Below are 22,047 nucleotides of genomic sequence, written 5' to 3'. Positions count from 1 at the left end.
ACCCCGAGCGAGGGCCGTGCAGACTGTCGCACCATGGCCACATGAGCCTCAACGTCGAGCATCACGAGACCCGTGTCCTCCCATCCGAGAAGCCGATCCGACTCCTGGACAACGCGGGGCATGCGCTGCAAGGACGCGAGACCGGCGGCTTCGAGCTCCCGCCCGTCGAGCGCCTGCTCGACCTCTACCGGCGCATGGTCATCGCGCGCCGCTTCGACGTCCAGGTCACCGCGCTCACCAAGCAGGGCCGCCTCGCGACCTATCCGTCCGCGTATGGCCAGGAGGCCTGCGAGATCGGCGTCGTGTCGGCGATCACGGCCGACGACTGGCTGTTCCCGACCTATCGCGACAGCATCGCGCTGCTCACCCGCGGACTCGAGCCCGGTGAGATCCTCCAGTCGTTCCGCGGCGACTGGCACAATGGCTGGGACCAGCACGCGCACCGGACGGCCGCCATGGCCACGCCGCTCGCGACGCAGGCGCTGCACGCCGTCGGCCTGGCCCACGCCGCGCGCCTGCGCAACGACCCGATCGTGACGCTCACCTACCTCGGCGACGGCGCCACCAGCGAGGGCGACGCGCACGAGGCGTTCAACTTCGCCGCCGTCTGGCGGACCCCGACCGTGTTCCTGGTGCAGAACAACCAGTTCGCGATCAGCACGCCCATCGCCCGCCAGACGCACGCGACGACCCTCGCCGACAAGGCCGTCGGCTACGGCATGCCGGGATACCACGTCGACGGCAACGACGTCGCGGCGATGTTCGCCGTCGCGACCGCCGCCGTCGACCGCGCCCGCTCGGGCGGCGGGCCGACCCTCATCGAGGGCCTCACGTACCGCATCGAGTCGCACACCAACTCCGACGACCCCACGCGCTACCGCGCGGCGCGCGACGTCGAGCACTGGAAGCGCCGCGACCCGATCGAGCGCCTCGAGAAGTACCTCGTCTCCGAGGGCGCGCTCACCGACGAGGTGCGCACCGAGATCGCCGAGGCCGGCGAGGCCCTCGCGGCCCGAACGCGCGAGGCGATGAGCGAGGCCCCCGAGCTCGACCCGCTCGAGCTCTTCGACCACGTCTACGCGACCCCGCGCACCGCGCTCGCCGAGCAGCGCGCCGCCCTCGGGGCCGAGCTCGCCGCCCACGCCGCCCCCGCCGCCCATGCCGCGCCGGCTCGCGAGGAGGTGGCCGCCCGATGAGCACGCCCGTCACCGAGCCCGCGACGGATGCCGCGGCATCCGCCCCTCAGCCCTTCACCATGGCGGGCGCGCTGAACGCCGCCCTCCGCGACGCGATGGCCGAGGACGACCGCGTCGTCGTCTACGGCGAGGACGTCGGCCCGCTCGGCGGCGTCTTCCGCGTGACCGACGGCCTGCAGGCCGCCTTCGGCGAGGACCGCGTATGGGATTCCCCGCTCGCCGAGGCGGGCATCGTGGGCACCGCGGTGGGCATGGCGATGTACGGGCTGCGCCCGGTCGTCGAGATGCAGTTCGACGCGTTCAGCTACCCGGCGTTCGAGCAGATCGTCTCGCACGTGGCGAAGATGCGGAACCGCACCAAGGGACGCGTGAGCCTGCCGATGGTCATCCGCATCCCGTGCGCGGGCGCGATCGGCGGCGTCGAGCACCACTCCGACTCCTCCGAGGCGTACTGGGCCGCGACGCCCGGCCTCACCGTCGTCATGCCCTCGAATCCGGCCGACGCGTACTCGATGCTCCGCGAGGCCATCGACAGCGACGACCCGATCGTGTTCATGGAGCCGAAGAGCCGCTACTGGTCGAAGGCCGAGCTGGCGCTGCCCGTGCGCACAGCCCCGATGAACCGGGCCGAGGTCGTCCGCGAGGGCACCGACGTGACCCTCATCGGCTACGGTCCGACCGTGCGCACCGCGATGGATGCCGCGGCCGCCGCCGAGGCCGAGGGGCTCTCGATCGAGGTCGTCGACCTCCGCAGCCTCTCGCCGTTCGACGACGAGACCGTCGGTGCGTCCCTCCGCAAGACCTCTCGCGCGGCCGTCATCCACGAGGCCGCGCAGTTCGGCGGCTACGGCGCCGAGGTCGCCGCGCGCCTGACCGAGCGCAACTTCTTCCACCTCGCCGCGCCGATCCTCCGGATCACGGGCTACGACATCCCGTACCCGTCGCCGAAGCTCGAGGAGCACTACCTGCCGACGCCCGACCGGGTGCTCGAGGCGCTCGCCTCCTGGGAATGGGACCTCGCATGAGCGCGCGCGAGTTCATCCTGCCCGACCTCGGCGAGGGCCTGACCGAGGCCGAGGTCGTCGCCTGGCTCGTCGCCCCCGGCGATGAGGTGAGCGTCGACCAGCCGGTCGTCGAGCTCGAGTCGGCGAAGTCCGTCGTGCAGCTGCCGACACCGTTCGCGGGCGTCGTCGAGTCGCTCGGCGGCGAGGTCGGCCAGGTGCTGCACGCCGGCGAGGTGCTCATGCGCCTGACGCCCGTGGGCGCGCCCGCCGAAGCGACCGAAGCCACCACGGATGCCGCGGGGCCGGCGTCCGCGGCCTCCGCGCCCGCCGCGTCGGCGTCCTCAGCACCCGCCGCGCCCGTGGCGGCCGAGCCCGGCATCGCCGTCCCCACCGACGCGGCCTCCGAGGAGTCGGGCGCCGTCCTCATCGGCTACGGCACCCGCGCGAGCGCGGCCACGGCGCGGTCGGCCTCCGCGCCGTCGCGTTTCGGGCGACGGAGCAGCGAGTCCGGCGCGGAGCCGACCGCAGCCGGCCCGGCCGACTCGACGGACGGCGACCGGGGCGCCGCGGACGAGGCGGCGCTCGCCGAGGCGCATGCGGCGCACACGCTGGAGCAGGGCCGGCACTCCCCCGTCATCTCGCCCATCGTGCGCCGGCTCGCCCGGGAGCACGGTTTCGACGCCAGCGAACTGCTCGGCAGCGGTCCCGACGGTCTCGTCGTGCGCGCCGACGTCGAGGCGTTCATCACCGAGCTCGACGAGGCGCGCGCGGGTCGGGGCGCGGCGCCCGCGATGCCCACGATGCCTGCGGCACCCGCCGCTCCGGCGTCGCCGCGCGCGGGCGAACAGCGTGTGCCGCTCGACCGGATGCAGCGCGCCGCCGCCGCGCACTTCACGCGCTCGCGTCGGGAGATCCCCGAGGCGACCGTGTGGGTGGACGTCGACGCGACCGAGCTCCTCGCGGCGCGTCGTCAGCTCAACGCGGCCACGGGCGAGAAGTTCGGGATCACCGCGCTCGTCGCCCGGTTCGCGATCGCGGGGCTCCGGCGCCATCCGTCGCTGAACGCCAGCTTCGACGCCGACCGGAACGAACTCGTGCTGCACTCGGGGATCAACCTCGGGCTGGCCGCGCAGACGCCCCGGGGCCTCCTCGTGCCGGTGGTCCACGGTGTCGAGGGGATGTCGCTCCGGGAGCTGCGGGACGCGATCCAGGCCCGCACCGACCAGGCATCGACCGGTGCGTTCCCGCCCGATGCGCTCACCGGCGGCACGTTCACGCTGAACAACTACGGCACGCTCGGCGTCGACGGCTCCGCCGCGATCATCAACCACCCGGAGGCCGCGATGCTCGGCCTCGGGCGGCTCGTGGAGCGGCCGTGGGTCGTGGACGGGCAGATCACGGTACGGACCCTCACGGAGCTGACGATCTCGTTCGACCACCGCGTCTGCGACGGCGCCGAGGCGGCCGCGTTCCTGACGTTCGTCGCCGGGTGCATCGAGCACCCGATCTCGCTGCTCGCCGACCTCTGAGGTCGATCGTCGCAGCTGGAACCGCTGCCGGGCACGGCGAAGGCGCACCCTCGGGGGTGCGCCTTCGTCGTTCCGGGCTCCGGCCGGTCTAGAAGAAGTCGTCGGGGGTGCCGGCGGCGCGCTGCACGTCGCGGGTCTCGATGCGTGCCGCCTCGAGCTTGGCCACCGCGACGCGCAGGCCGGACTCCATCTGCGCGGCCCACGCGTCGGACTCGCGAGCACTGGTCTCGGCGGCACGCGCACGGGCATCGGCGGCGTCCGCCGATCGACGGGCTTCGGCGACCTGGCGCAGCGCGAGCGAGATGCCGTAATATGCCGCGACCATGGTCGCGATCGGGGCCGCGACGATGGCCAGGGCGGCGATGCCGGATGCGTCGGGGCTGAACGCGACGACCAGGGCGAACGCGAGGAACAGCGCGGCGATCGCGACGAGCACGACGAGCATGAAGCGAAGGTCGCGGCTCCAGGATCCGCGCTTGGGCGTGGTGTCCGCGGGGGCCTCGGCGGCGTCGGCCTCGGGCTGGAAGACGACCGTGTCGCCGTAGGCGGCGTCGCCGCCGGGCTGGTCGATGGTGCGAGTGGTCGTGTCGCTCATGACGCGCAATCCCCCAGAGTCAGCATGTCCCCCAATTGTGGGCCGGGCCGGTGGGGCGGTCAAGCCAGCGCGCCGCATCGCAGCCGGCCGGAATGTCGGTGGGTCATGAGAACCTCTCGACATGGGAATCGTCGAACTGATGCAGGCCAGGGAGCTCGCCGTGGGCGACGTCCTCGTCAGCGCCACCGGCGGCTCGTACGAGGTGACGAAGGTCGCCCGGGTCGGTCGCGGCATCCGCGTCCAGTACCTCACCGAAGACGGGCGGACGGGTCGCTTAACCGCCGCGCCCGAGTCGATCATCCGCGGCCGCCGCTCGCATGCGACCCGCGCCGCCTGAGCCTCGCGCCCGCCTCGCAGGCCGTCGCACCTCGGGTCGGAGACGACGAAACCCTCGAGCGCTCCGCTCGAGGGTTTCTCTTCGAAATGGTGGATCTGAGGGGACTCGAACCCCTGACCCCCTGCATGCCATGCAGGTGCGCTACCAGCTGCGCCACAGACCCGTTTCAGGTTTCGCTGCCCGCTCGGGGCAACGGATTCAGCGTACACCAGCCTCCGGGAGGAAACGAAATCGAGGCGGCCTCAGCCCCGGGCACCCGACCCCGGCCTGGTCGACGACCCGTCGCGCTCGATGAGCGGCGCGACGGGAATCGCCGGGCAGTCGCGCCAGAGACGCTCCAGTCCGTAGTACATGCGCTCCTCGCGATGGAAGACGTGCACGACGAGGTCGCCGAAGTCGAGCAGAGCCCAACGGCCGCCGTCGCGGCCCTCGCGACGTGCGACGTCCTGACCCTCCTCGCGAAGGGCCTCGACGACGGCGTCGGCGATCGCGACGACGTTGCGTTCGGCCGCACCGGTGACGAGCAGGAAGACGTCGGCGAACGGCAACGGCTCTGACACGTCGAGCGCGACGAGGTCCTCACCGCCCTTCGCATCGGCTGCGCGCGCGGCGACGGCCAGCAGGCGGTGTGCGTGGTCGCTTGCGGTCATGTCCTCGACTTCCCGGGAGCCGACGGAGGGCCCGCTCCCATCATCTGCCCGATCAGAACAGCCCTGCCATCGCGCCGACGACGAGCGTCGCGACGACGCCGAGGGCGAGCACGCCCGCGGTGACCGCCAGCACGAGCGGCACGTTCATGCCCTCCTTGCTCGGCGGTGCCATCATGGCCTTGCTCGGCTGCTGCGTGCTGATCGCGCGCGTCGCCGAGATCGGGGCGACGCCCGGTCCGGCCAGGTCCTCCGCGTCGAACAGGCGATCGACGTCGCTCGAGTCGATCTGGCTCGGGTGCACGCCCGTCGCGCCGTAGCTGCGGGGCAGGTCGATGGAGCCGGTCACGATGATCTCGCCGCTCGGCGCGAGCTGCTGCCCGAGCGGGCTCTGGTCGGGCAGCGACGGGAGGATGAGCGCGTTCGTGGTGGTGGGGACGCCACGCGCGGACCCGCCGCGTGAGAGCAGCTGGTCGTACGGCTCGGAGTGGTCGTCCGGCAGGTTCAGCTGCGAGGTCCAGTGCCCGACCGGCTTCGGCGCGGCGACCGGCTCGTCGAGACCGGCATCGACCGTCGTGTGCGGTGCTGCCGCGCGCGACGGCGCCGGCTGGTGCGGATGCCGCGGCGGCGCCTGCGGCGGCCTCCCGGCGCCCTGGGCCTGCGGCTGCGGCTGACGCTGCGGGGCGGCCGCACCCGCCGGCATCGGACGCCGCGGCGTCGACTCGGGCGCGAGGTCATCGTCCTGCTCGAAGCCGTCGCCGGAGTGCGACTCGAGCATCGCACGGAGCTCGCGCCGCGTGAGCGTCCGCTCGGGAGTGGTCTGCCGGGCAGGAGCGCTGCGCGGCGGACCCTGCGGCGGGCGCGCCGGTGCCGGGGCGGACGGCTGCTGCTGCTGGCCGGCATACGGCCGAGCGTCGGCCGGGGCCGGCATCGGACCCGAGGTCGTCGCCGATCGGGGCGGCTGCGCGGCTCGCGGCGGCGCCTGCATCGGGGCCCCCGAGCCGGCGGGTCCGGAGACCGGACGCGGCTCCGGAGGCCCTGGCTGACGTCGCTGGTCGGACCATTCCTGCGGCGGGCGCTGAGCCGGCACGCCCTGACGGGGATCGGCCGGCCGCTGCGGCGGACCGCCGGGCTGACCGCCGGGGGCCGGCCGGCCGGGCTGCGCCGCGCGCGGGTCCGGGCCCGACGCGAAGGCCGGTCGCTCGGGCTGCGCGTACTGCTGGGCGCCGGGAGGTCCCGCGGGTGCGGGCGCACCGCCCTCCGGGGTCGACGGGGCCGCCGCGGCGCGCTGCTGCTCGAGCATGCGCTCGCGTTCGCGCATCTCTCGGCGCGTGAGCGGCGGTTCGTGCGACGACGTCATTCGACTCTCCGGTAGAGGTGGTGCTTGGAGATGTACTGGACGACCCCGTCAGGCACCAGGTACCACACCGGTGATCCCCGGTGCACTCGGTCCCGGCAATCGGTCGACGAGATCGCCAACGCCGGGACTTCAAGCAAGCTTACGTCCTGCTCGGGCAGTCCCGAAACGGACAGCACATGTCCCGGACGACTCACAGCCACGAAGTGCGCGAGGCTCCAGAGCTCCTCGACGTCCTTCCACGACAGGATCTGCGCGATCGCGTCGGCGCCCGAGATGAAGAACAGGTCGGCCTCCGGCCGTTCCCGACGGATGTCGCGCAGCGTGTCGATCGTGTAGGTCGGCTTCTCGCGGTCGATGTCGACCCGGCTGACCGTGAACCGCGGGTTGGACGCCGTCGCGATGACGGTCATCAGGTAACGGTGCTCGGCCGGCGTCACGACCTCTTTGTAGTAGGGCCGGCCGGTCGGCACGAACACCACCTCGTCGAGGCCGAACTCCTGCGCGACCTCGCTGGCCGCCACGAGGTGCCCGTGATGGATGGGGTCGAACGTGCCGCCCATCACGCCGAGGCGAGGGCGCCGCGCCGCCGAGGTCATGGCCTGGCCGACCGTGTCAGTGGCCGCCGTGCTCGTCTCCCGCGTGGCGGGCCGCGTAGGCCTCGGCCTTCGAACGGTGGCGGTTGGCCACGTCGCGGTAGGAGTAGACGACGAACCCGAGCGCCGCGAAGATCGCGAAGGCGATGACGCCGAACCAGATCGCGTCGAACGGGAGTTCCCTCGCGTGCACGGTCTCGGTCAGGACCATGCTCGTCTGCAGTGCGGTCGCCAGGCTCATCAGCCGTTCCTCCAGGTGTTTCGGGTGACGCTCAGGACAGTCTAGCGGGGGCGCCGGTCCGGATCCGGCTCAGGCGCGCACGTGGCCCGAGCCGCGCACGATCCACTTCGTGCTCGTCAGCTCGGGCAGGCCCATCGGACCGCGGGCGTGCAGCTTCTGCGTCGAGATCCCGACCTCCGCGCCGAAGCCGAATTCGGCGCCGTCGGTGAAGCGCGTCGAGGCGTTCACCATGACCGCTGCGGCGTCGACCTCGTCGAGGAACCGCTCGGCGTTGCCGAGGTCGTTCGTCACGATCGACTCGGTGTGCTTCGTCGAGAAGCGACGGATGTGCGCGAGCGCGTCGTCGAGGGAGTCGACGACGCCCACGTTGAGGTCGAGGCTCATGTGCTCGGTGCCCCAGTCCTCCTCGGTCGTCGGCAGGGCGTCCGGGTGGAGCGCGCGCACCCGCTCGTCGCCGTGCACGGTGACCCCTGAGGCCTCGAGCCGGGCGAGCACGGGCGGGAGCAGCCGTTCGGCGGCATCGGCGTGCACGAGCAGCGTCTCGAGGGCGTTGCAGACGCTCGGCCGCTGGACCTTCGCGTTGTGCACGAGGTCGACCGACCAGTCCTCCCGCGCGCTCGCGTCGAGGAACATGTGGACGACGCCGGCGCCGGTCTCGATCACCGGCACGGTCGCCTCGTCGACGACCGCGCGGATCAGCGCCGCGCTCCCCCGCGGGATCAGGACGTCGACGTAGTCGCGCGAGCGCATGAGGTGCCGCGCGCCCTCGCGGCCGTAGTCGTCGACCGTCTGCACGACCTCGCCCGGGAGCCCCGCCGCCTCGATCGCCTCCCGGAGCACGTCGACGAGCAGGGCGTTGGTGCGCTCGGCGGCCGAGCCGCCCCGCAGCGCGACGGCGTTGCCGCTCTTGAGCGCGAGCGCCGCGATGTCGACCGTGACGTTCGGCCGCGCCTCGTAGATGGCGCCCACGACGCCGAGGGGCACCCGGACCTGCTCGATGCGCACGCCGTTCGGCAGCGTGCGCCCGCTCACGGTCTCGCCGATCGGGTCGCCGAGCGCGATCACGTCGAGCACCGCGTCGGCGATCGAGCCGATCCGGCCCGCGTCGAGGGTGAGCCGGTCGAGCAGACCCGCCCCGAGGCCCGAGTCGCGCCCGCGCTCGAGGTCCTCGCGGTTCGCAGCGACGATGTCGTCGGACCGGGCCCGGAGCCGTTCCGCGATCGACGCCAGCGCGGCATCCTTCTCGGCGGTCGTCGCGCGGGCCAGGCGGCGCGAGGCCTCCTTCGCCGCGGCGAGTCGCGCGTCGAGCACCTCGGCGAGGTCGGCGGGGGCGGTCTGGACGTTGGTCATGCGTCCAGCCTAGTTCCGGCGCCGCGACCGGGCGCCGAGTGTGACGTCAGCCGGCGGCGGGCTCGAACCAGGTGCCGACGGGCTCGCCGGTCAGCGCCTCGGCGACGAGCGCGGTCGAGGTCACGAGCACCCCGGTGCCGGATGCCGCGGCGATCCGCGCGGCCGAGACCTTCGTCTCCGCACCGCCCGTGCCGACGCCGGCGCGGCCGATCGAGCCGATCTCGACACCCTCGAGCTCATCGCCGAACGGCACGTGCGCGATCCGCTCGGCGCCGGGCAGGTGCGGGGGGCGCGTGTACAGCGCGTCGACGTCGGAGAGCAGCACGAGCAGGTCGGCGCCGGTGAGCTCGGCGACCATCGCCGCGAGCCGGTCGTTGTCGCCGAACCGGATCTCGTGCGTCGCGACCGTGTCGTTCTCGTTCACGATCGGGAGGATGCGGAGGCCGAGCAGCCGCTCCATGGCGCGCTGCGCGTTCAGGCGATGCGTGGAGTTCTCGAGGTCGCCCGCCGTGAGCAGCACCTGCCCGGCGACGATCCGGTACCGACGAAGCGACTCCTGGTAGCGGTAGATGAGGATGTTCTGACCCACGGATGCCGCGGCCTGCTGCGTCGCGAGGTCGTCGGGTCGCGCGTCGAGCTGCAGGTACGGCATCCCCGTCGCGATCGCGCCCGAGGAGACGAGCACCACCTCGGCGCCGCGCGCGTGCGCGGCCGCGAGGGCGTCGACGAGCGGCGCGATCTGCGCCGCGTTCTCCCCGGAGATCGAGGAGGATCCGACCTTGACGACGATGCGCCGGGCCGACCCGATCGCGTCGCGGTTCAGACGGCTCATTCCCGGCCCTCGACGTCGTCGGCGTCGGACTCGGCGGCGGCGTCCTCGCCGACCCAGATACCCGCCTCGCGCTCCCGCTGGAGTTCGGCGCGGGCCTCGGCCTTGGCGTCCATCCGGTCGTGGTACCCGGCACGGCGCTCGGCGCGCGTGGCGCGGCGGTTCTCGTCGAGGCGCTCGTCCGTGCCGCGCGGCGAGGAGATGAGCTCGGCCGTCGAGGTGAGCGTCGGCTCCCAGTCGAAGACCACGCCGGCGCCCGGTCCGATGACGACCGTCGAGCCGGCGACCGCGCCGGCACGGACCAGTTCGTCCTCGACGCCCAGTCGCGCGAGCCGGTCGGCGAGGTAGCCGACCGCTTCGTCGTTCTGGAAGTCGGTCTGCGCGACCCAGCGTTCGGGCTTCGTGCCGAGCACGCGGTAGATCGTGCCGTAGCTGCCGCCCTCGGGCTTCACGACGAACTCGACCTCGCGGACCGCCTTCGGCCGGAGCACGATGCGGGGTGCCTCGGGCTCTGCGGCGGCCTCGGCGCGGGCGCGGTCGACGACCTCGCCGAGCGCGAAGCCGAGCTGGCGCAGGCCCTCGTGGCTCACGCTCGAGATCTCGAACACGCGATACCCGCGCGACTCCAGTTCGGGGCGCACGAACTCGGCGAGCTCACGCGCCTCCGGGACGTCGATCTTGTTCAGTGCCACCAGCTGGGGGCGCTCGAGGAGCGGCACCTGGCCCTCCGGCACCTCGTACGCCTCGAGCTCGCGGAGGATGACCTCGAGGTCGGTGATCGGGTCGCGGCCGGGCTCGAGCGTCGCGCAGTCGAGCACGTGCAGGAGCGCCGAGCACCGCTCGACGTGGCGGAGGAACTCGAGGCCGAGGCCCTTCCCCTCGCTCGCGCCCTCGATGAGGCCGGGCACGTCGGCGACGGTGAACCGGTGGTCGCCGGCCTGCACGACGCCGAGGTTCGGGTGCAGCGTGGTGAAGGGGTAGTCGGCGATCTTCGGTCGCGCCGCGGACAGCGCGGCGATGAGGCTCGACTTGCCCGCCGACGGGAATCCGACGAGCGCGACATCCGCGATGGTCTTGAGTTCGAGCGTGACCTCGCCCTCGTAGCCGGGCGTGCCGAGGAGGGCGAAGCCGGGCGCCTTGCGCTTCGGGGAGGAGAGGGCCGCGTTGCCGAGGCCGCCCTGCCCGCCGGGCGCGACGACGAAGCGCATGCCGGGCTCGGTGAGGTCGACGAGCTCGCTGCCGTCCTGGTCCTTGACGACCGTGCCGACGGGCACGGGAAGCTCGAGGACCTCGCCCGCGGCGCCCGATCGGTTGTCTCCGGCGCCGGGCTGGCCGTTCTCCGAGGAGCGGTGCGGGCGGCCGTGGTACGCGAGGAGGGTCGTGACCTGCGGGTCGGCGACGAGCACGATGTCGCCGCCGTCGCCGCCGTTGCCGCCGTCGGGGCCGGCGAGCGGCTTGAACTTCTCACGGCGCACCGAGACGCAGCCGTTGCCGCCGTGGCCGGCGCGCAGGAACAGGCGCACCTGGTCGACGAAGCTCACCATCGCCGCATCACTCCTTCTGTGGAAACACGTGAGGGCGAGCCGAAGCTCGCCCTCACGACAACCGGTCGCTGCTTACGCGTCGACCGAGACGATGTTCACGACCTTGCGGCCGCCCTTGTTGCCGAACTCGACGGCGCCCGCCTCGAGGGCGAACAGCGTGTCGTCACCGCCGCGACCCACACCCGCACCGGGGTGGAAGTGCGTGCCGCGCTGGCGGACGAGGATCTCGCCGGCCGAGACGACCTGACCGCCGAAGCGCTTCACGCCGAGGCGCTTGGCGTTCGAGTCACGACCGTTGCGAGTGGAGCTCGCACCCTTCTTGTGTGCCATTGTCCCTGTCTCCTCTGGCCGTTACTTGATGCCGGTGATCTTGACGCGCGTGAGCTCCTGGCGGTGGCCCTGGCGCTTCTTGTAGCCGGTCTTGTTCTTGAACTTCTGGATCACGATCTTCGGACCGCGCAGGTCGTTCAGGACCTCGGCCGTGACCGTGACCTTGGCGAGCGACTTCGCGTCGGAGGTGATCTTGTCGCCGTCCACGAGGAGGACGGGCGTGAGCTGGACGTTGCCGTCCTTGTCGGCCGCGATCCGGTCCATCGTCACGATGGTGCCGACCTCGACCTTCTCCTGCCGGCCACCGGCGCGCACTACTGCGTAAACCACTTCTCGTACCTATCTCCGGGGAGCCTTGCGACTCCGTCTACTTGATGGGATGTCACTGCGCGGGAGACCCCAGCGGGAAAGAGGGTCGTCACTGCCAGAAAACTGTGCGTGCCATCCGGGATAAGCGGTGGCACCAACGGTCGAGTTTACCGGATGGCCGGAGGGCGGTCAAACGGGCGCCACCCGCGTGTCGACGTGCCCGCCCGGCCTCCCGCCGAGGGGTTCCGAACGGATGCCGCGGGCCCGGCGTACACTCGCCGCATGTCCGTGCTCATCGACCCGCCCCTCTGGCCGAAGCACGGCACCGTCTGGTCGCACCTGGTGAGCGACACGTCGATCGACGAGCTCATCGCCTTCGCCGATCGCAACGGCATCCCGCGTCGCGGATTCGACCTCGACCACTACGACGTTCCCGCCGAGCGCTACGACGACCTGGTCGCGGCCGGGGCGGAGCCCGTCCCCGCCCGCGACCTCGTGCGCCGGCTGGCGGCGAGCGGCCTCCGGGTCACGCCGCGCGAGCGGCGCGCGTCACTCGGACGCTGAATCCGCGGCAGAGCCGTCGGGGCGCGTGATGACCGGCGGAGCACCCGCCGGGCTCAGTGCGGCCGTCGAGACGCGCCGGCTGCGCGATCGCGAGCGACCCTCCCCCGCGGCCTTCGGCGCGGGCAGCGCGTCGAGCACGGAGTCGAGCAGCGTCTCGGCCTCCGCGACCCGGGCCGGCCGGTCGCGACGCACGGGCGCCTCGGGGAGGTCGATGAGCGGGGCCGGGCGCGTGCCGCCGTCGGCGTGCGCGTCGTCGGCGGGGGCTTGGGCGGCAGGGCCGTCGGCGCTCGTCGTGGGCTCGGACGCCCGATCGTCGGCACGGCGGTCCTCGGCCGGGCGGTCCTGCGCCTGGCCCTGGTCCGCGGGCTGCTGCTGCTGCTGCGAGCCGGTCCCGCGCGACGCGCGTCGCCGGCCGCGCCGGCGCTCGCTCCGGGGAGCCGCCTCCGCGCCCGCGACCGCGGCATCCGTGGCCTCGGGACCGGCGGACGCCGGCTCGAGGGCATCGCCGGACGGGGCCTCCGCGGCAGCCGCAGGACGCTGCTCCTGGTGCGCGACGGTCGACGCGGCGATCTGCGCGAGGGCGTTCTTCACGTCCTCCGTGATCGCGTGCGTACCCTGGTGGGCCTTGTCGACCGCGGGCTGCTGCTGGCCGCCGCCGTTGCCGCCGGTGCCGCCGCCGCGGTTGCGGCGACGCTCGACCTGCTGCTGCGGCGCGCGGTGCTTCGCCACGGGCTCGTGGTGCACGATGATCCCGCGGCCAGCGCAGACCTCGCAGGGCTCGCTGAAGGTCTCGAGGAGCCCCAGGCCGAGCTTCTTCCGGGTCATCTGCACGAGGCCGAGCGAGGTGACCTCGGCGACCTGGTGCTTGGTGCGGTCGCGCGACAGGCACTCGACGAGGCGGCGCAGCACGAGGTCGCGGTTGGACTCGAGCACCATGTCGATGAAGTCGACGACGATGATGCCGCCGATGTCGCGCAGGCGCAACTGGCGGACGATCTCCTCGGCCGCCTCGAGGTTGTTCTTGGTCACCGTCTCTTCCAGGTTGCCGCCGGAGCCGACGAACTTGCCCGTGTTGACGTCGACGACGGTCATCGCCTCGGTGCGGTCGATGATCAGCGAACCGCCGGAGGGCAGCCACACCTTCCGCTCGAGCGCCTTCTCGATCTGCTCGGTGATGCGGAACGCGTCGAACGCGTCGCGCTCGCCCTCGTACGCCTCGACGCGCTCGAGCAGGTCGGGTGCGACCTGGCCGAGGTACTTCTCGATCGTCCGGCGGGCCTCGTCGCCGGAGATGATCATCTTCTGGAAGTCCTCGTTGAAGACGTCGCGGACGATCTTGATCAGCAGATCGGGCTCGGAGTGCAGGAGCGCCGGCGCCTGGACCTTCTCGATGGTCTGCGAGATGTCGGCCCACTGGGCGATGAGGCGGTTCACGTCGCGCGTGAGCTGCTCCTCGGTGGCGCCCTCCGCGGCCGTGCGGACGATGACGCCCTGGTTCTCGGGGAGCACCTCCTTCAGGATCTTCTTGAGGCGCGCGCGCTCGGTGTCGGGAAGCTTGCGGCTGATGCCGTTCATCGAGCCGTTCGGCACGTAGACGAGGTAGCGGCCGGGCAGCGAGATCTGGCTGGTGAGGCGGGCGCCCTTGTGGCCGACCGGGTCCTTCGTGACCTGTACGAGCACGCGATCGCCGGGCTTGAGCGCCAGCTCGATGCGGCGCGGCTGGTTCTTCTCGCCGTTCTCGGCGGCGGCGTCCCAGTCGACCTCGCCGGAGTAGAGCACGGCGTTGCGGCCTCGCCCGATGTCGACGAAGGCGGCCTCCATCGAGGGCAGCACGTTCTGCACGCGCCCGAGGTAGACGTTGCCGATGAGCGAGGCGTCCTGGTTGCGGGCGACGTAGTGCTCGACGAGGACGTCGTCCTCGAGGACGCCGATCTGGATGCGGCCGCCCTTCTGCCGGACCACCATCTGCCGATCGACCGACTCGCGACGGGCGAGGAACTCCGCCTCGGTGATCACCGCACGGCGGCGACCGGCGTCGCGACCGTCGCGACGCCGCTGCTTCTTCGCTTCGAGGCGCGTCGAGCCCTTGACCTTCTGCGGCTCGGTGATGAGCTCGGGCTCGCGGGGCTTGCGGACCTTGACCACCGTGTTCGCGGGGTCGTCGTCGTTCGCGCGGCCTTCCTCGCCGCTTCGGCGGCGGGAACGACGGCGCACGCTCGATCCCTCGCGATCGGCGGCCTCGCGCCCTGCGGTCCGCTCGTCGCGCTCCGGGCCCGCCTGCGGGGTCAGGACGGGCGGCGCGTGGAAGATCAGCGACGTGGTCGTGAGCACCGCGGGGATCGGCGAGTCGGACTCGCCCGGCGCGTCGTCGACGGATGCCTCGGCGCCGGCGTCTGCCGTCCCGGCGTCGGTCGTCCCGCCACCCGGGGTCGCGGCCTCGGGCTCAGCGGCCGTGTCGGCGGCGGTCGCGGACTCCTCCGTCACGGCGTCGACCCCGGCCGCGCTCGGCGACCCGTTCGAGGGAACGCCGTCGAGGTTCGGCGCCGGTGCGGCATCCGGTTCGACGGTCGCCGTCGCGACCTTGTCGGCAGCGGGCTCCGCGGGCGCCCCGGGGACGACCGCGTCGGCCGCCGCAGGCGGCACGACCTGCGCCCGTCGGCCGGACCGGCGGCCGCCGAAGAGTCCGCCCCGACGACGGGGTTCCTCGCCCGAAGGTGCGTTCGGCGGTGTTGCGTTGTCTTCCACCATCTCTGGTGCACTCCTACACCGGGTCCGACGGCCGCGCCATCGTTCCCGTACTCCTCAGAGCGGTCCGGCGCGTTTCCTGCCGTTCCGCCAATCCTTCACTGCTGCGCCCGGCGGGTGCCGGTGACGCCAAATCTCGCGGTTCCTCCGCGGATGGGATGCGGTGCATCCTCGAAGCCCTCGTTGGCGTCGCACCGGGCGCGGCCCGGGCGACTGCAACGATTATCGCACGCTCCCCCGGCCGGCCGGTGAATCGCCGTGCCGGAAGCCGTCCCGGAAGGCGTGCCAGAATCGGGGCATGCCCGACTCCCCCCGCGCGTCCCGGCCGATCGGCCTCGCCGTCTTCCTCCTCGTGGCGGGGGCGCTCGGGCTCCTGGCCGCCTTCGAGCTGTCGCTCGAGAAGGTGCTGACGCTCGCCGATCCGAGCCACGTCCCGAACTGCAACGTGGGCGTGCTGGTGGGATGCTCGACGAACCTCGCCTCGTGGCAGGGCAGCCTCTTCGGCTTCCCGAACCCGTTCGTCGGGCTCATGGCCTGGCCGGTCGTCATCACGATCGCGATGGCCCTCCTCGCGGGCGCGCGCTTCGCGCGGTGGTTCTGGATCGGGCTGAACGTCGGCGTCACGGGCGCGGTCGTGTTCGTCGGCTGGCTGATCTACCAGAGCATCTACGTGCTCGACGTGCTGTGCCCCTGGTGCATGCTCACCTGGGCCGTGACGATCCCGACGTTCCTCGTCGTCACGCTGCGGAACCTGCGGGAGGGCGTGTTCGGCGACGCACCGGGCCGCCGTCGTTTCGGGGCATCCGCCATGGCCTGGATCGTGGTGATCACGGTCGCGTGCTACGCCGTCGTCATCATCCTCGCGCAGGCGCAGATGAACGCCATCCCGCGCGTCATCATCGACCTGCAGAACCTCTTCTGACGGCCGCGACGGCTCGCCGCGACCGGAGACCCCCGGGACGACCGCGGGGCCGCGGCATCCGATGATCGGATGCCGCGGCCCCGCGCCGCGCGTTCGTCAGGCGAACCAGAGCGAGAGCTCGCGCTCGGCCGACTCGACCGAGTCGGAGCCGTGCACGAGGTTCTGCTGCACCTTGAGGCCCCAGTCGCGGCCGAAGTCGCCGCGGATCGTGCCGGGCAGGGCCGTGGTCGGGTCGGTGGCGCCGGCGAGGACGCGGAAGCCCTCGATCACGCGGTTGCCGGCGACGCGCATCGCGACGACCGGACCCGACTCCATGAACTCGATGAGCGGCTCGTAGAACGGCTTGCCCTCGTGCTCGGCGTAGTGCTGCGCGAGCAGCTCGCGGTCGGCCTGCACCATCCGGATGTCGACGAGCGAGTAGCCCTTCGCCTCGATCCGGCGCAGGATCTCGCCGGTGAGGTTGCGCGCGACGCCGTCGGGCTTCACGAGGACGAGGGTCTCTTCGATGGCGGTGGTCATGCGGTTTCCTTTCCAGGGTCGGCGTCCGCGGCGGCGGCCGCCGCGCGGTCACGATCGATGCGTGCGCCGACGATCATGCAGTACGCCCACATGCCGCCGAACAGCGCGCCGACGACGAACATCGCCGGGTTGAGGAGCCCCGAGAGGATGAGCAGCACCTGCAGGGTCCAGCCCAGCACGTACGCCCACTCGTAGCGGAGCAGCGGGATGGTGATGACGAGGCCGAGGATCACGACGCCGCCCGCGACGAGGGGGGCCCAGGTGGGCAGGCCGAACGCGCCGCCGTCCTCGCGGGAGAGGCCCCAGATCACGAGCGCGGCGAGGAAGACGACCACGATCTCGAAGGTGAGCACGATCGACGCGAGGCTCTCCCGGACCGACCGGGCCCGTCGCACCGGGCGCCCGGTCTCGGGGGCCGCCTCGCCGACGTCCGGGCGGTCGTTGTCCGGGGCGGATGCCGCGGCGTTCACCGGTCGCTCCAGCCGCGGTCGTCGGCGATCGCCAGCACGTCGCCGACCAGCGTGATCGAGCCGGTCACGACCACGCCGCGCTTCTCGCCCCGGCCGGCCCAGTCGCGGGCCTCGTCGAGTGCGTCGTCGAGGCGTTCGACGACGTCGACCCGCTCGGGTCCGACGACGTCCGCGACGACGACGGCGAGCCGCTCAGCCGGCACCGCGCGGTCGGACTCGGAGGTCGTGACGATGAAGTGCGCCCCGGCGGGCTCGAGCGCGCGGACGATGCCAGCCGCGTCCTTGTCGCCCAGGATGCCGAGCACGATGACGAGCTCGTCGAAGTCGAACGCCTCGCCGAGCGCGGCGACGAGCGCGGCCGCGCCGTGCGGGTTGTGCGCCGCGTCCACGAGGATCGCCGGGTCGGTCGAGACGAGTTGGAGACGACCGGGCGAGGTCGCCGCGCCGAGGCCGGCTTCGAGGACGTCGTCGGCGAGGCGGACCGCGCGGCCGAGGAACGCCTCGACGGCCGCGATCGCGACCGCGGCGTTCTCGGCCTGGTGACGCCCGTGCAGCGGCAGGGCGAGGTCGCGGTACTCCCCCGCGAGTCCGCGGACCGAGACGAGCTGGCCGCCGACGGCGACGCGCGAGTCGAGGATCGCGAACGCGCCGCCCTCGACCGCGAGGCTCGCGTCGTTGCGCTCCGCGACCTCGTTGAGCACCCGCAGCGCGTCGGGCTCCTGGAAGGCCGTGACGACCTCGGCGCCCGGCTTGATGATGCCCGCCTTGGTGCGCGCGATCTCGGCGACCGTGCGTCCGAGACGCTGCTCGTGGTCGATCGCGATGGGCGTGATGACCGCGACCTGGCCGTCGGCGACGTTCGTGGAGTCCCACTCGCCGCCCATGCCGACCTCGAGCACCACGACGTCGACGGGAGCGTCGGCGAACGCGGCGAACGCGAGCACCGTCAGCGCCTCGAAGTACGTGAGCGCCTCCTCGCCGGCGGCCCGCAGCTCGTCGTCGACGATCGCGACGACGGGCGTGATCTCCTCCCAGATCCGGGCGACGGCCTCGTCGGCGATGGGCTCGCCGTCGATGCGGATGCGCTCGGTGAACCGCACCAGGTGCGGGCTGGTGAGCAGGCCCGTCCGGAGCCCCTGCGCGCGCAGGATGGACTCGATCATGCGGCTCGTCGACGTCTTGCCGTTGGTGCCGGTCAGGTGGATGACGGGTGCCGCACGGTGCGGGTCGCCGAGGAGCTCCACGGCCCGGCGGGTCGCGTCGAGCCGCGGCTGCGGCGCCGACTCGCCGACGCGTGCGATGAGGTCGGCGTACACGGCGTCGGCCGCGTCGCGCTCCTCGGGCGTCGACTCGGGGATGGGGTCGGTCATCGGGCGACCTCCAGCTTCGCGACGGACACGAGCAGTTTCGACCCGTCGCCGAGCTTGTGCGCGGCCTCGCCGTCGACCTCGCCGACCGTGACGAGCACCTCGGGCGCGAGCGTCTCGCGGCCGATGAGGTCGCGGTGCGCCTCGGCGGCAGCGGCGCCGGGCGCGTCGAGCGTGAGGTCGAGGCGGATCCGGTCGCCGACCTCGAGCCCGGCGGCCTTGCGCGACTCCTGCACGGCGCGGACGATGTCGCGCGCGAGGCCCTCGGCCTCGAGCTCGGGCGTCGTCCGCACGTCGAGGATCGCGAATCCGCCGTCGGCGAGGAGGCCGAGCGCGTTCCCGCCGTCGGCACCGCCGCTCGCCTCGAGCACGAGGTCGTACTCGCCCGGCTCCAGCGCGATGCCGCCCGCCACGACCGTGTCGCCGTCGACCGACCAGTCGCCGCCGCGCGCGGCCTGGATCGCCTGCTGCACCTGCTTGCCGAGGCGCGGACCCGCGGCGCGGGCGTTCACCGTGAGGCGCTTGGTGACGCCGTAGGCGGCGGCGCTCGAGTCGTCGAGTTCGACGAGGTCGACGCGCTTGACGTTGAGCTCGTCGCGCAGGATCGCCTCGAACGGCGCGAGGCTCGCGGCATCCGTCGTCACGACCATGAGCGACGCGAGCGGCAGCCGCACGCGGCGGCCGGCCTGCTTGCGCAGGGCGAGCACGGCGCCCGTGACCTCGCGGACGGCGTCCATCGCCGCGACGAGCTCGGGGTCGGCCGGGAACTCGTCGGCGTCGGGCCAGTCGGCCAGGTGCACGCTGCGTCCTCCCGTGAGCCCGCGCCACACCTTCTCGCTGACGAGCGGCAGCATGGGCGCCGCGAGTCGCGTGAGCGTCTCGAGCACGGTGTACAGGGTGTCGAACGCCTCGGTGCCGGTCGACGACGCGCCGGCGCCCTCGTCGCCCACCCCCTGCCAGAACCGGTCGCGCGAGCGGCGCACGTACCAGTTGGTGAGCACGTCGGCGAAGTCGCGGAGCTTCTGCGACGCGAGCGTCGTGTCGAAGTCCTCGTAGTCGGCGGTCACGGCCTCGACGAGGTCGCGGAGCTTCGCGAGCAGGTACCGGTCGAGCACGTCCGTCGACGAGCTCGAGCGGGATGCCTCGTAGCCGCCCTCGCGCGCCGTGTTGGCATAGAGCGAGAAGAAGTACCAGGTGCTCCAGAGCGGCAGCATGAGCTGCCGGACGCCCTCGCGGATGCCCTCCTCGGTCACGATGAGGTTGCCGCCGCGCAGCACCGGGCTCGACATGAGGAACCAGCGCATCGCGTCGGAGCCGTCGCGCTCGAAGACCTCCGAGACATCCGGGTAGTTGCGCAGCGACTTCGACATCTTCTGCCCGTCGCTGCCGAGCACGATGCCGTGGCTCACGACGTTCTTGAACGCCGGACGGTCGAAGAGCGCGGTCGCCAGCACGTGCATGACGTAGAACCAGCCGCGCGTCTGCCCGATGTACTCGACGATGAAGTCGGCCGGGTTGTGCGTGTCGAACCAGTCCTGGTTCTCGAACGGGTAGTGCACCTGCGCGAACGGCATCGAGCCCGAGTCGAACCAGACGTCGAAGACGTCGTCGATGCGACGCATGGTCGACGCGCCGGTCGGGTCGTCGGGGTTCGGCCGGGTGAGCTCGTCGATGTACGGGCGGTGCAGGTCGGGCTCGCCCTCGGGGTTCCGCGGCACGCGGCCGAAGTCGCGCTCGAGCTCCTCGAGCGAGCCGTACACGTCCACGCGCGGGTAGGCGGCGTCGTCGCTCTTCCACACCGGGATCGGCGAGCCGAAGTACCGGTTGCGGCTGATCGACCAGTCGCGGGCGTTGCCGACCCACTTGCCGAACTGGCCGTACTTGACGTTCTCGGGGACCCAGGTGATCTCCTCGTTGAGCTCGCCCATGCGGTCGCGGAACTCGGGCACGCGCACGAACCAGCTCGAGACCGCCTTGTAGATGAGCGGGTTCCGGCAGCGCCAGCAGTGCGGGTACGAGTGCTCGTAGCTCGCCTGGCGGAGCAGGCGCCCCTCCGCCTTCAGCAGCTGCGTGAGCGGCTTGTTCGCGTCGGACCACAGCATTCCCGCGACATCCGTCACCTCTGGGAGGAACCGGCCGGAGTCGTCGAGCGAGATCACGACCGGGATGCCGTGGGCCTCGCCGATCTTCTGGTCCTCCTCGCCGTACGCGGGGGCCTGGTGGACGATGCCCGTGCCGTCCTCGGTCGTGACGTAGTCGGCGACGAGCACGCGCCACGCGCGCTCGAGGCCGTACGTCTCCACGTCGGCGTAGTAGTCGAAGAGGCGGTCGTAGGTGACGTCCTCGAGCTCGGCGCCGCGCACGGTGCGGGAGACCGCGGCCCGTGCCTCGTCGGCCGAGTCGTACCCCAGTTCCTTGGCGTAGTTGCCGACGAGGTCGAGCGCGAGCAGGTACTCGGCGCCCAGCACCTCGGTGTCGGATGCCTCGTCGGCCGCCTGCTCCCGGAGCACCGTGGCATCGGGGGTGCCGTTCGGACCGGCGGGGACGACCGCGTACGTGATCTCGGGCCCCACGGCGAGCGCGAAGTTCGTCGGGAGCGTCCAGGGCGTGGTAGTCCAGGCGAGCGCCCGCACGGCGGTGAGGCCGAGCGACTCGGCCTTCGGGCCCGTGAGCGGGAACGTGACCGTGACGGTCTGGTCCTGTCGCATCTTGTAGACGTCGTCGTCCATGCGCAGCTCGTGGTTCGACAGCGGCGTCTGGTCGCGCCAGCAGTAGGGCAGCACGCGGTGGCCCTCGTAGGCGAGGCCCTTCTCGTGCAGCGTCTTGAACGCCCAGAGCACGGACTCCATGAAGGTCACGTCGAGCGTCTTGTAGTCGTTCTCGAAGTCGACCCAGCGCGCCTGGCGCGTGACGTAGTCCTGCCACTCCTCGGTGTACCGGAGCACGGCGTCGCGGGCGGCCCGGTTGAACGCCGCGATGCCCATCTGCTCGATCTGCACCTTGTCGGTGATGCCGAGCTGGCGCTCGGCCTCGAGCTCGGCGGGCAGGCCGTGCGTGTCCCAGCCGAAGCGGCGGTGCACCTGCTTGCCGCGCATGGTCTGGAAGCGCGGGAAGACGTCCTTGGCGTAGCCGGTGAGGAGGTGCCCGTAATGCGGCAGTCCGTTGGCGAAGGGCGGGCCGTCGTAGAACACCCACTCCTCTGCACCTTCGCGCTGGTCGATGGAGGCCTGGAAGGTGCCGTCGGCCTTCCAGTGCGCGAGCATCTCCTGCTCGATCGCCGGGAAGGACGGCGACGGCGTGACGGACTGCGGCTCGGGGTCCTGGCCCTTGGGGTACAACGCTCGCTCCTGCTTGATCTGCCGGTTCACGAGGACGGCCGGCTCGTCGAGCCCCACCGCGGTACCACCCCGCTTGCCCCGGCGATGCCGGAACCTCTCGTTCGTCAGCTGTGACGGGCTGGACCCGTTCGGTTCTAGTGACGGGACGGATGCCTGGGCGCCCGTTCCGCGTTCTTCCGAAGACTCCCCGGTGATGGCCGGATCGATGTCGTTGCGGTCAATGGTACCGCGCGGGCCGCTGCGGCGCGCGCCGGGCGG

The 22,047-nt window shown here is 72.3% G+C and carries 21 protein-coding genes and 1 tRNA gene; 6 read left to right on the top strand and 16 right to left on the bottom strand.

Annotated elements, in window-relative coordinates:
* Positions 1 to 41 precede the first annotated feature (41 nt).
* From pdhA to ACQ393_RS08770, 3 genes are read left to right on the top strand one after another with little or no spacing between them, the layout of a single operon-like run.
* A complete protein-coding gene (gene pdhA, locus ACQ393_RS08780) occupies positions 42 to 1,196 on the top strand; it encodes a pyruvate dehydrogenase (acetyl-transferring) E1 component subunit alpha (RefSeq protein WP_430646446.1) in 1,155 nt (384 codons plus the stop codon).
* Positions 1,193 to 2,221: an alpha-ketoacid dehydrogenase subunit beta gene (locus tag ACQ393_RS08775; RefSeq protein ID WP_430646445.1), complete on the top strand. Its 1,029-nt coding sequence runs from the start codon at positions 1,193 to 1,195 to the stop codon at positions 2,219 to 2,221. The genes pdhA and ACQ393_RS08775 overlap by 4 nt, the downstream gene beginning before the upstream one ends.
* Complete coding sequence (locus ACQ393_RS08770) at positions 2,218 to 3,729, top strand: dihydrolipoamide acetyltransferase family protein (RefSeq protein WP_430646444.1); 1,512 nt, start codon at positions 2,218 to 2,220, stop codon at positions 3,727 to 3,729. The genes ACQ393_RS08775 and ACQ393_RS08770 overlap by 4 nt, the downstream gene beginning before the upstream one ends.
* An 88-nt stretch (positions 3,730 to 3,817) precedes the next feature.
* Here ACQ393_RS08770 and ACQ393_RS08765 read toward each other — a convergent pair whose 3' ends face one another.
* Positions 3,818 to 4,324 (bottom strand): hypothetical protein, encoded by a 507-nt coding sequence (locus tag ACQ393_RS08765; RefSeq protein WP_430646443.1) that lies wholly within the window; start codon positions 4,322 to 4,324, stop codon positions 3,818 to 3,820.
* A 121-nt stretch (positions 4,325 to 4,445) separates the two neighbouring features.
* Here ACQ393_RS08765 and ACQ393_RS08760 point away from each other — a divergent pair, with 121 nt between their 5' ends.
* Positions 4,446 to 4,661: a hypothetical protein gene (locus tag ACQ393_RS08760; protein WP_430646442.1), complete on the top strand. Its 216-nt coding sequence runs from the start codon at positions 4,446 to 4,448 to the stop codon at positions 4,659 to 4,661.
* Positions 4,662 to 4,748: 87 nt separating this feature from the next.
* On the opposite strand, the gene ACQ393_RS08755 is transcribed toward ACQ393_RS08760, so the two are convergent.
* The 10 genes from ACQ393_RS08755 to rplU all read right to left on the bottom strand — a co-directional run bounded on the left by ACQ393_RS08755 (position 4,749) and on the right by rplU (position 11,885).
* Positions 4,749 to 4,824 (bottom strand) — tRNA-Ala (locus ACQ393_RS08755).
* Positions 4,825 to 4,903: 79 nt separating this feature from the next.
* Positions 4,904 to 5,311 carry a ribosome silencing factor gene (rsfS, locus tag ACQ393_RS08750; protein WP_430646441.1) on the bottom strand — a complete coding sequence of 136 codons (408 nt, stop codon included), beginning with the start codon at positions 5,309 to 5,311 and terminating at the stop codon, positions 4,904 to 4,906.
* A gap of 52 nt (positions 5,312 to 5,363) precedes the next feature.
* Complete coding sequence (locus tag ACQ393_RS08745) at positions 5,364 to 6,086, bottom strand: hypothetical protein (RefSeq protein ID WP_430646440.1); 723 nt, start codon at positions 6,084 to 6,086, stop codon at positions 5,364 to 5,366.
* 578 nt (positions 6,087 to 6,664) lie between these two features.
* Positions 6,665 to 7,264, bottom strand: coding sequence for a nicotinate-nucleotide adenylyltransferase (gene nadD, locus ACQ393_RS08740; RefSeq protein WP_430646439.1), 600 nt, complete (start codon positions 7,262 to 7,264; stop codon positions 6,665 to 6,667).
* Positions 7,265 to 7,280: 16 nt separating this feature from the next.
* Positions 7,281 to 7,502 carry a hypothetical protein gene (locus tag ACQ393_RS08735; protein WP_430646438.1) on the bottom strand — a complete coding sequence of 74 codons (222 nt, stop codon included), beginning with the start codon at positions 7,500 to 7,502 and terminating at the stop codon, positions 7,281 to 7,283.
* Between the two features lie 69 nt (positions 7,503 to 7,571).
* Entirely contained in the window at positions 7,572 to 8,852 is a 1,281-nt protein-coding gene (locus ACQ393_RS08730) for a glutamate-5-semialdehyde dehydrogenase (protein WP_430646437.1), read from the bottom strand.
* A gap of 46 nt (positions 8,853 to 8,898) precedes the next feature.
* Positions 8,899 to 9,684 carry a glutamate 5-kinase gene (proB, locus tag ACQ393_RS08725; RefSeq protein ID WP_430646436.1) on the bottom strand — a complete coding sequence of 262 codons (786 nt, stop codon included), beginning with the start codon at positions 9,682 to 9,684 and terminating at the stop codon, positions 8,899 to 8,901.
* Positions 9,681 to 11,225, bottom strand: coding sequence for a GTPase ObgE (gene obgE / locus ACQ393_RS08720; protein ID WP_430646435.1), 1,545 nt, complete (start codon positions 11,223 to 11,225; stop codon positions 9,681 to 9,683). The genes proB and obgE overlap by 4 nt, the downstream gene beginning before the upstream one ends.
* 72 nt (positions 11,226 to 11,297) lie before the next feature.
* Positions 11,298 to 11,555, bottom strand: a complete 258-nt coding sequence (gene rpmA, locus ACQ393_RS08715; RefSeq protein ID WP_067948501.1) for a 50S ribosomal protein L27 — start codon at positions 11,553 to 11,555, stop codon at positions 11,298 to 11,300.
* Between the two features lie 21 nt (positions 11,556 to 11,576).
* The gene (gene rplU, locus ACQ393_RS08710) at positions 11,577 to 11,885 is read right to left on the bottom strand and encodes a 50S ribosomal protein L21 (RefSeq protein ID WP_166548834.1); all 309 of its coding nucleotides are present in this window, start codon (positions 11,883 to 11,885) and stop codon (positions 11,577 to 11,579) included.
* A 261-nt stretch (positions 11,886 to 12,146) separates the two neighbouring features.
* On the opposite strand from rplU, the gene ACQ393_RS08705 reads away from it, so the two are divergent.
* Complete coding sequence (locus tag ACQ393_RS08705; protein WP_430646434.1) at positions 12,147 to 12,428, top strand: DUF4031 domain-containing protein; 282 nt, start codon at positions 12,147 to 12,149, stop codon at positions 12,426 to 12,428.
* On the opposite strand, the gene ACQ393_RS08700 is transcribed toward ACQ393_RS08705, so the two are convergent.
* On the bottom strand, positions 12,414 to 15,176 hold the full coding sequence (locus tag ACQ393_RS08700) for an Rne/Rng family ribonuclease (RefSeq protein ID WP_430646433.1): 2,763 nt from the start codon (positions 15,174 to 15,176) through the stop codon (positions 12,414 to 12,416). The two genes, ACQ393_RS08705 and ACQ393_RS08700, sit on opposite strands and share 15 nt — an antisense overlap.
* 295 nt (positions 15,177 to 15,471) lie before the next feature.
* Here ACQ393_RS08700 and ACQ393_RS08695 point away from each other — a divergent pair, with 295 nt between their 5' ends.
* The gene (locus tag ACQ393_RS08695) at positions 15,472 to 16,095 is read left to right on the top strand and encodes a vitamin K epoxide reductase family protein (RefSeq protein WP_430646432.1); all 624 of its coding nucleotides are present in this window, start codon (positions 15,472 to 15,474) and stop codon (positions 16,093 to 16,095) included.
* 96 nt (positions 16,096 to 16,191) lie between these two features.
* Here ACQ393_RS08695 and ndk read toward each other — a convergent pair whose 3' ends face one another.
* Genes ndk through ileS form a run of 4 tightly spaced genes read right to left on the bottom strand, consistent with a single transcriptional unit; the run spans position 16,192 to position 21,807 of the window.
* Entirely contained in the window at positions 16,192 to 16,614 is a 423-nt protein-coding gene (gene ndk / locus ACQ393_RS08690; protein WP_430646431.1) for a nucleoside-diphosphate kinase, read from the bottom strand.
* The gene (locus ACQ393_RS08685; protein ID WP_430646430.1) at positions 16,611 to 17,084 is read right to left on the bottom strand and encodes a DUF4233 domain-containing protein; all 474 of its coding nucleotides are present in this window, start codon (positions 17,082 to 17,084) and stop codon (positions 16,611 to 16,613) included. Before ACQ393_RS08685 ends, ndk begins: the two co-directional genes overlap by 4 nt.
* Positions 17,081 to 18,454: a bifunctional folylpolyglutamate synthase/dihydrofolate synthase gene (locus ACQ393_RS08680; RefSeq protein WP_430646429.1), complete on the bottom strand. Its 1,374-nt coding sequence runs from the start codon at positions 18,452 to 18,454 to the stop codon at positions 17,081 to 17,083. Before ACQ393_RS08680 ends, ACQ393_RS08685 begins: the two co-directional genes overlap by 4 nt.
* Entirely contained in the window at positions 18,451 to 21,807 is a 3,357-nt protein-coding gene (gene ileS, locus ACQ393_RS08675; RefSeq protein WP_430646714.1) for an isoleucine--tRNA ligase, read from the bottom strand. The genes ACQ393_RS08680 and ileS overlap by 4 nt, the downstream gene beginning before the upstream one ends.
* Positions 21,808 to 22,047: the final 240 nt, after the last annotated feature.

This window comes from Agromyces sp. GXS1127 (genome assembly GCF_050565425.1).
Lineage (GTDB): Bacteria > Actinomycetota > Actinomycetes > Actinomycetales > Microbacteriaceae > Agromyces.
The sequence above is the reverse complement of the archived record's forward strand: the minus strand, read 5'-3'. Positions and strand labels throughout refer to the sequence as shown.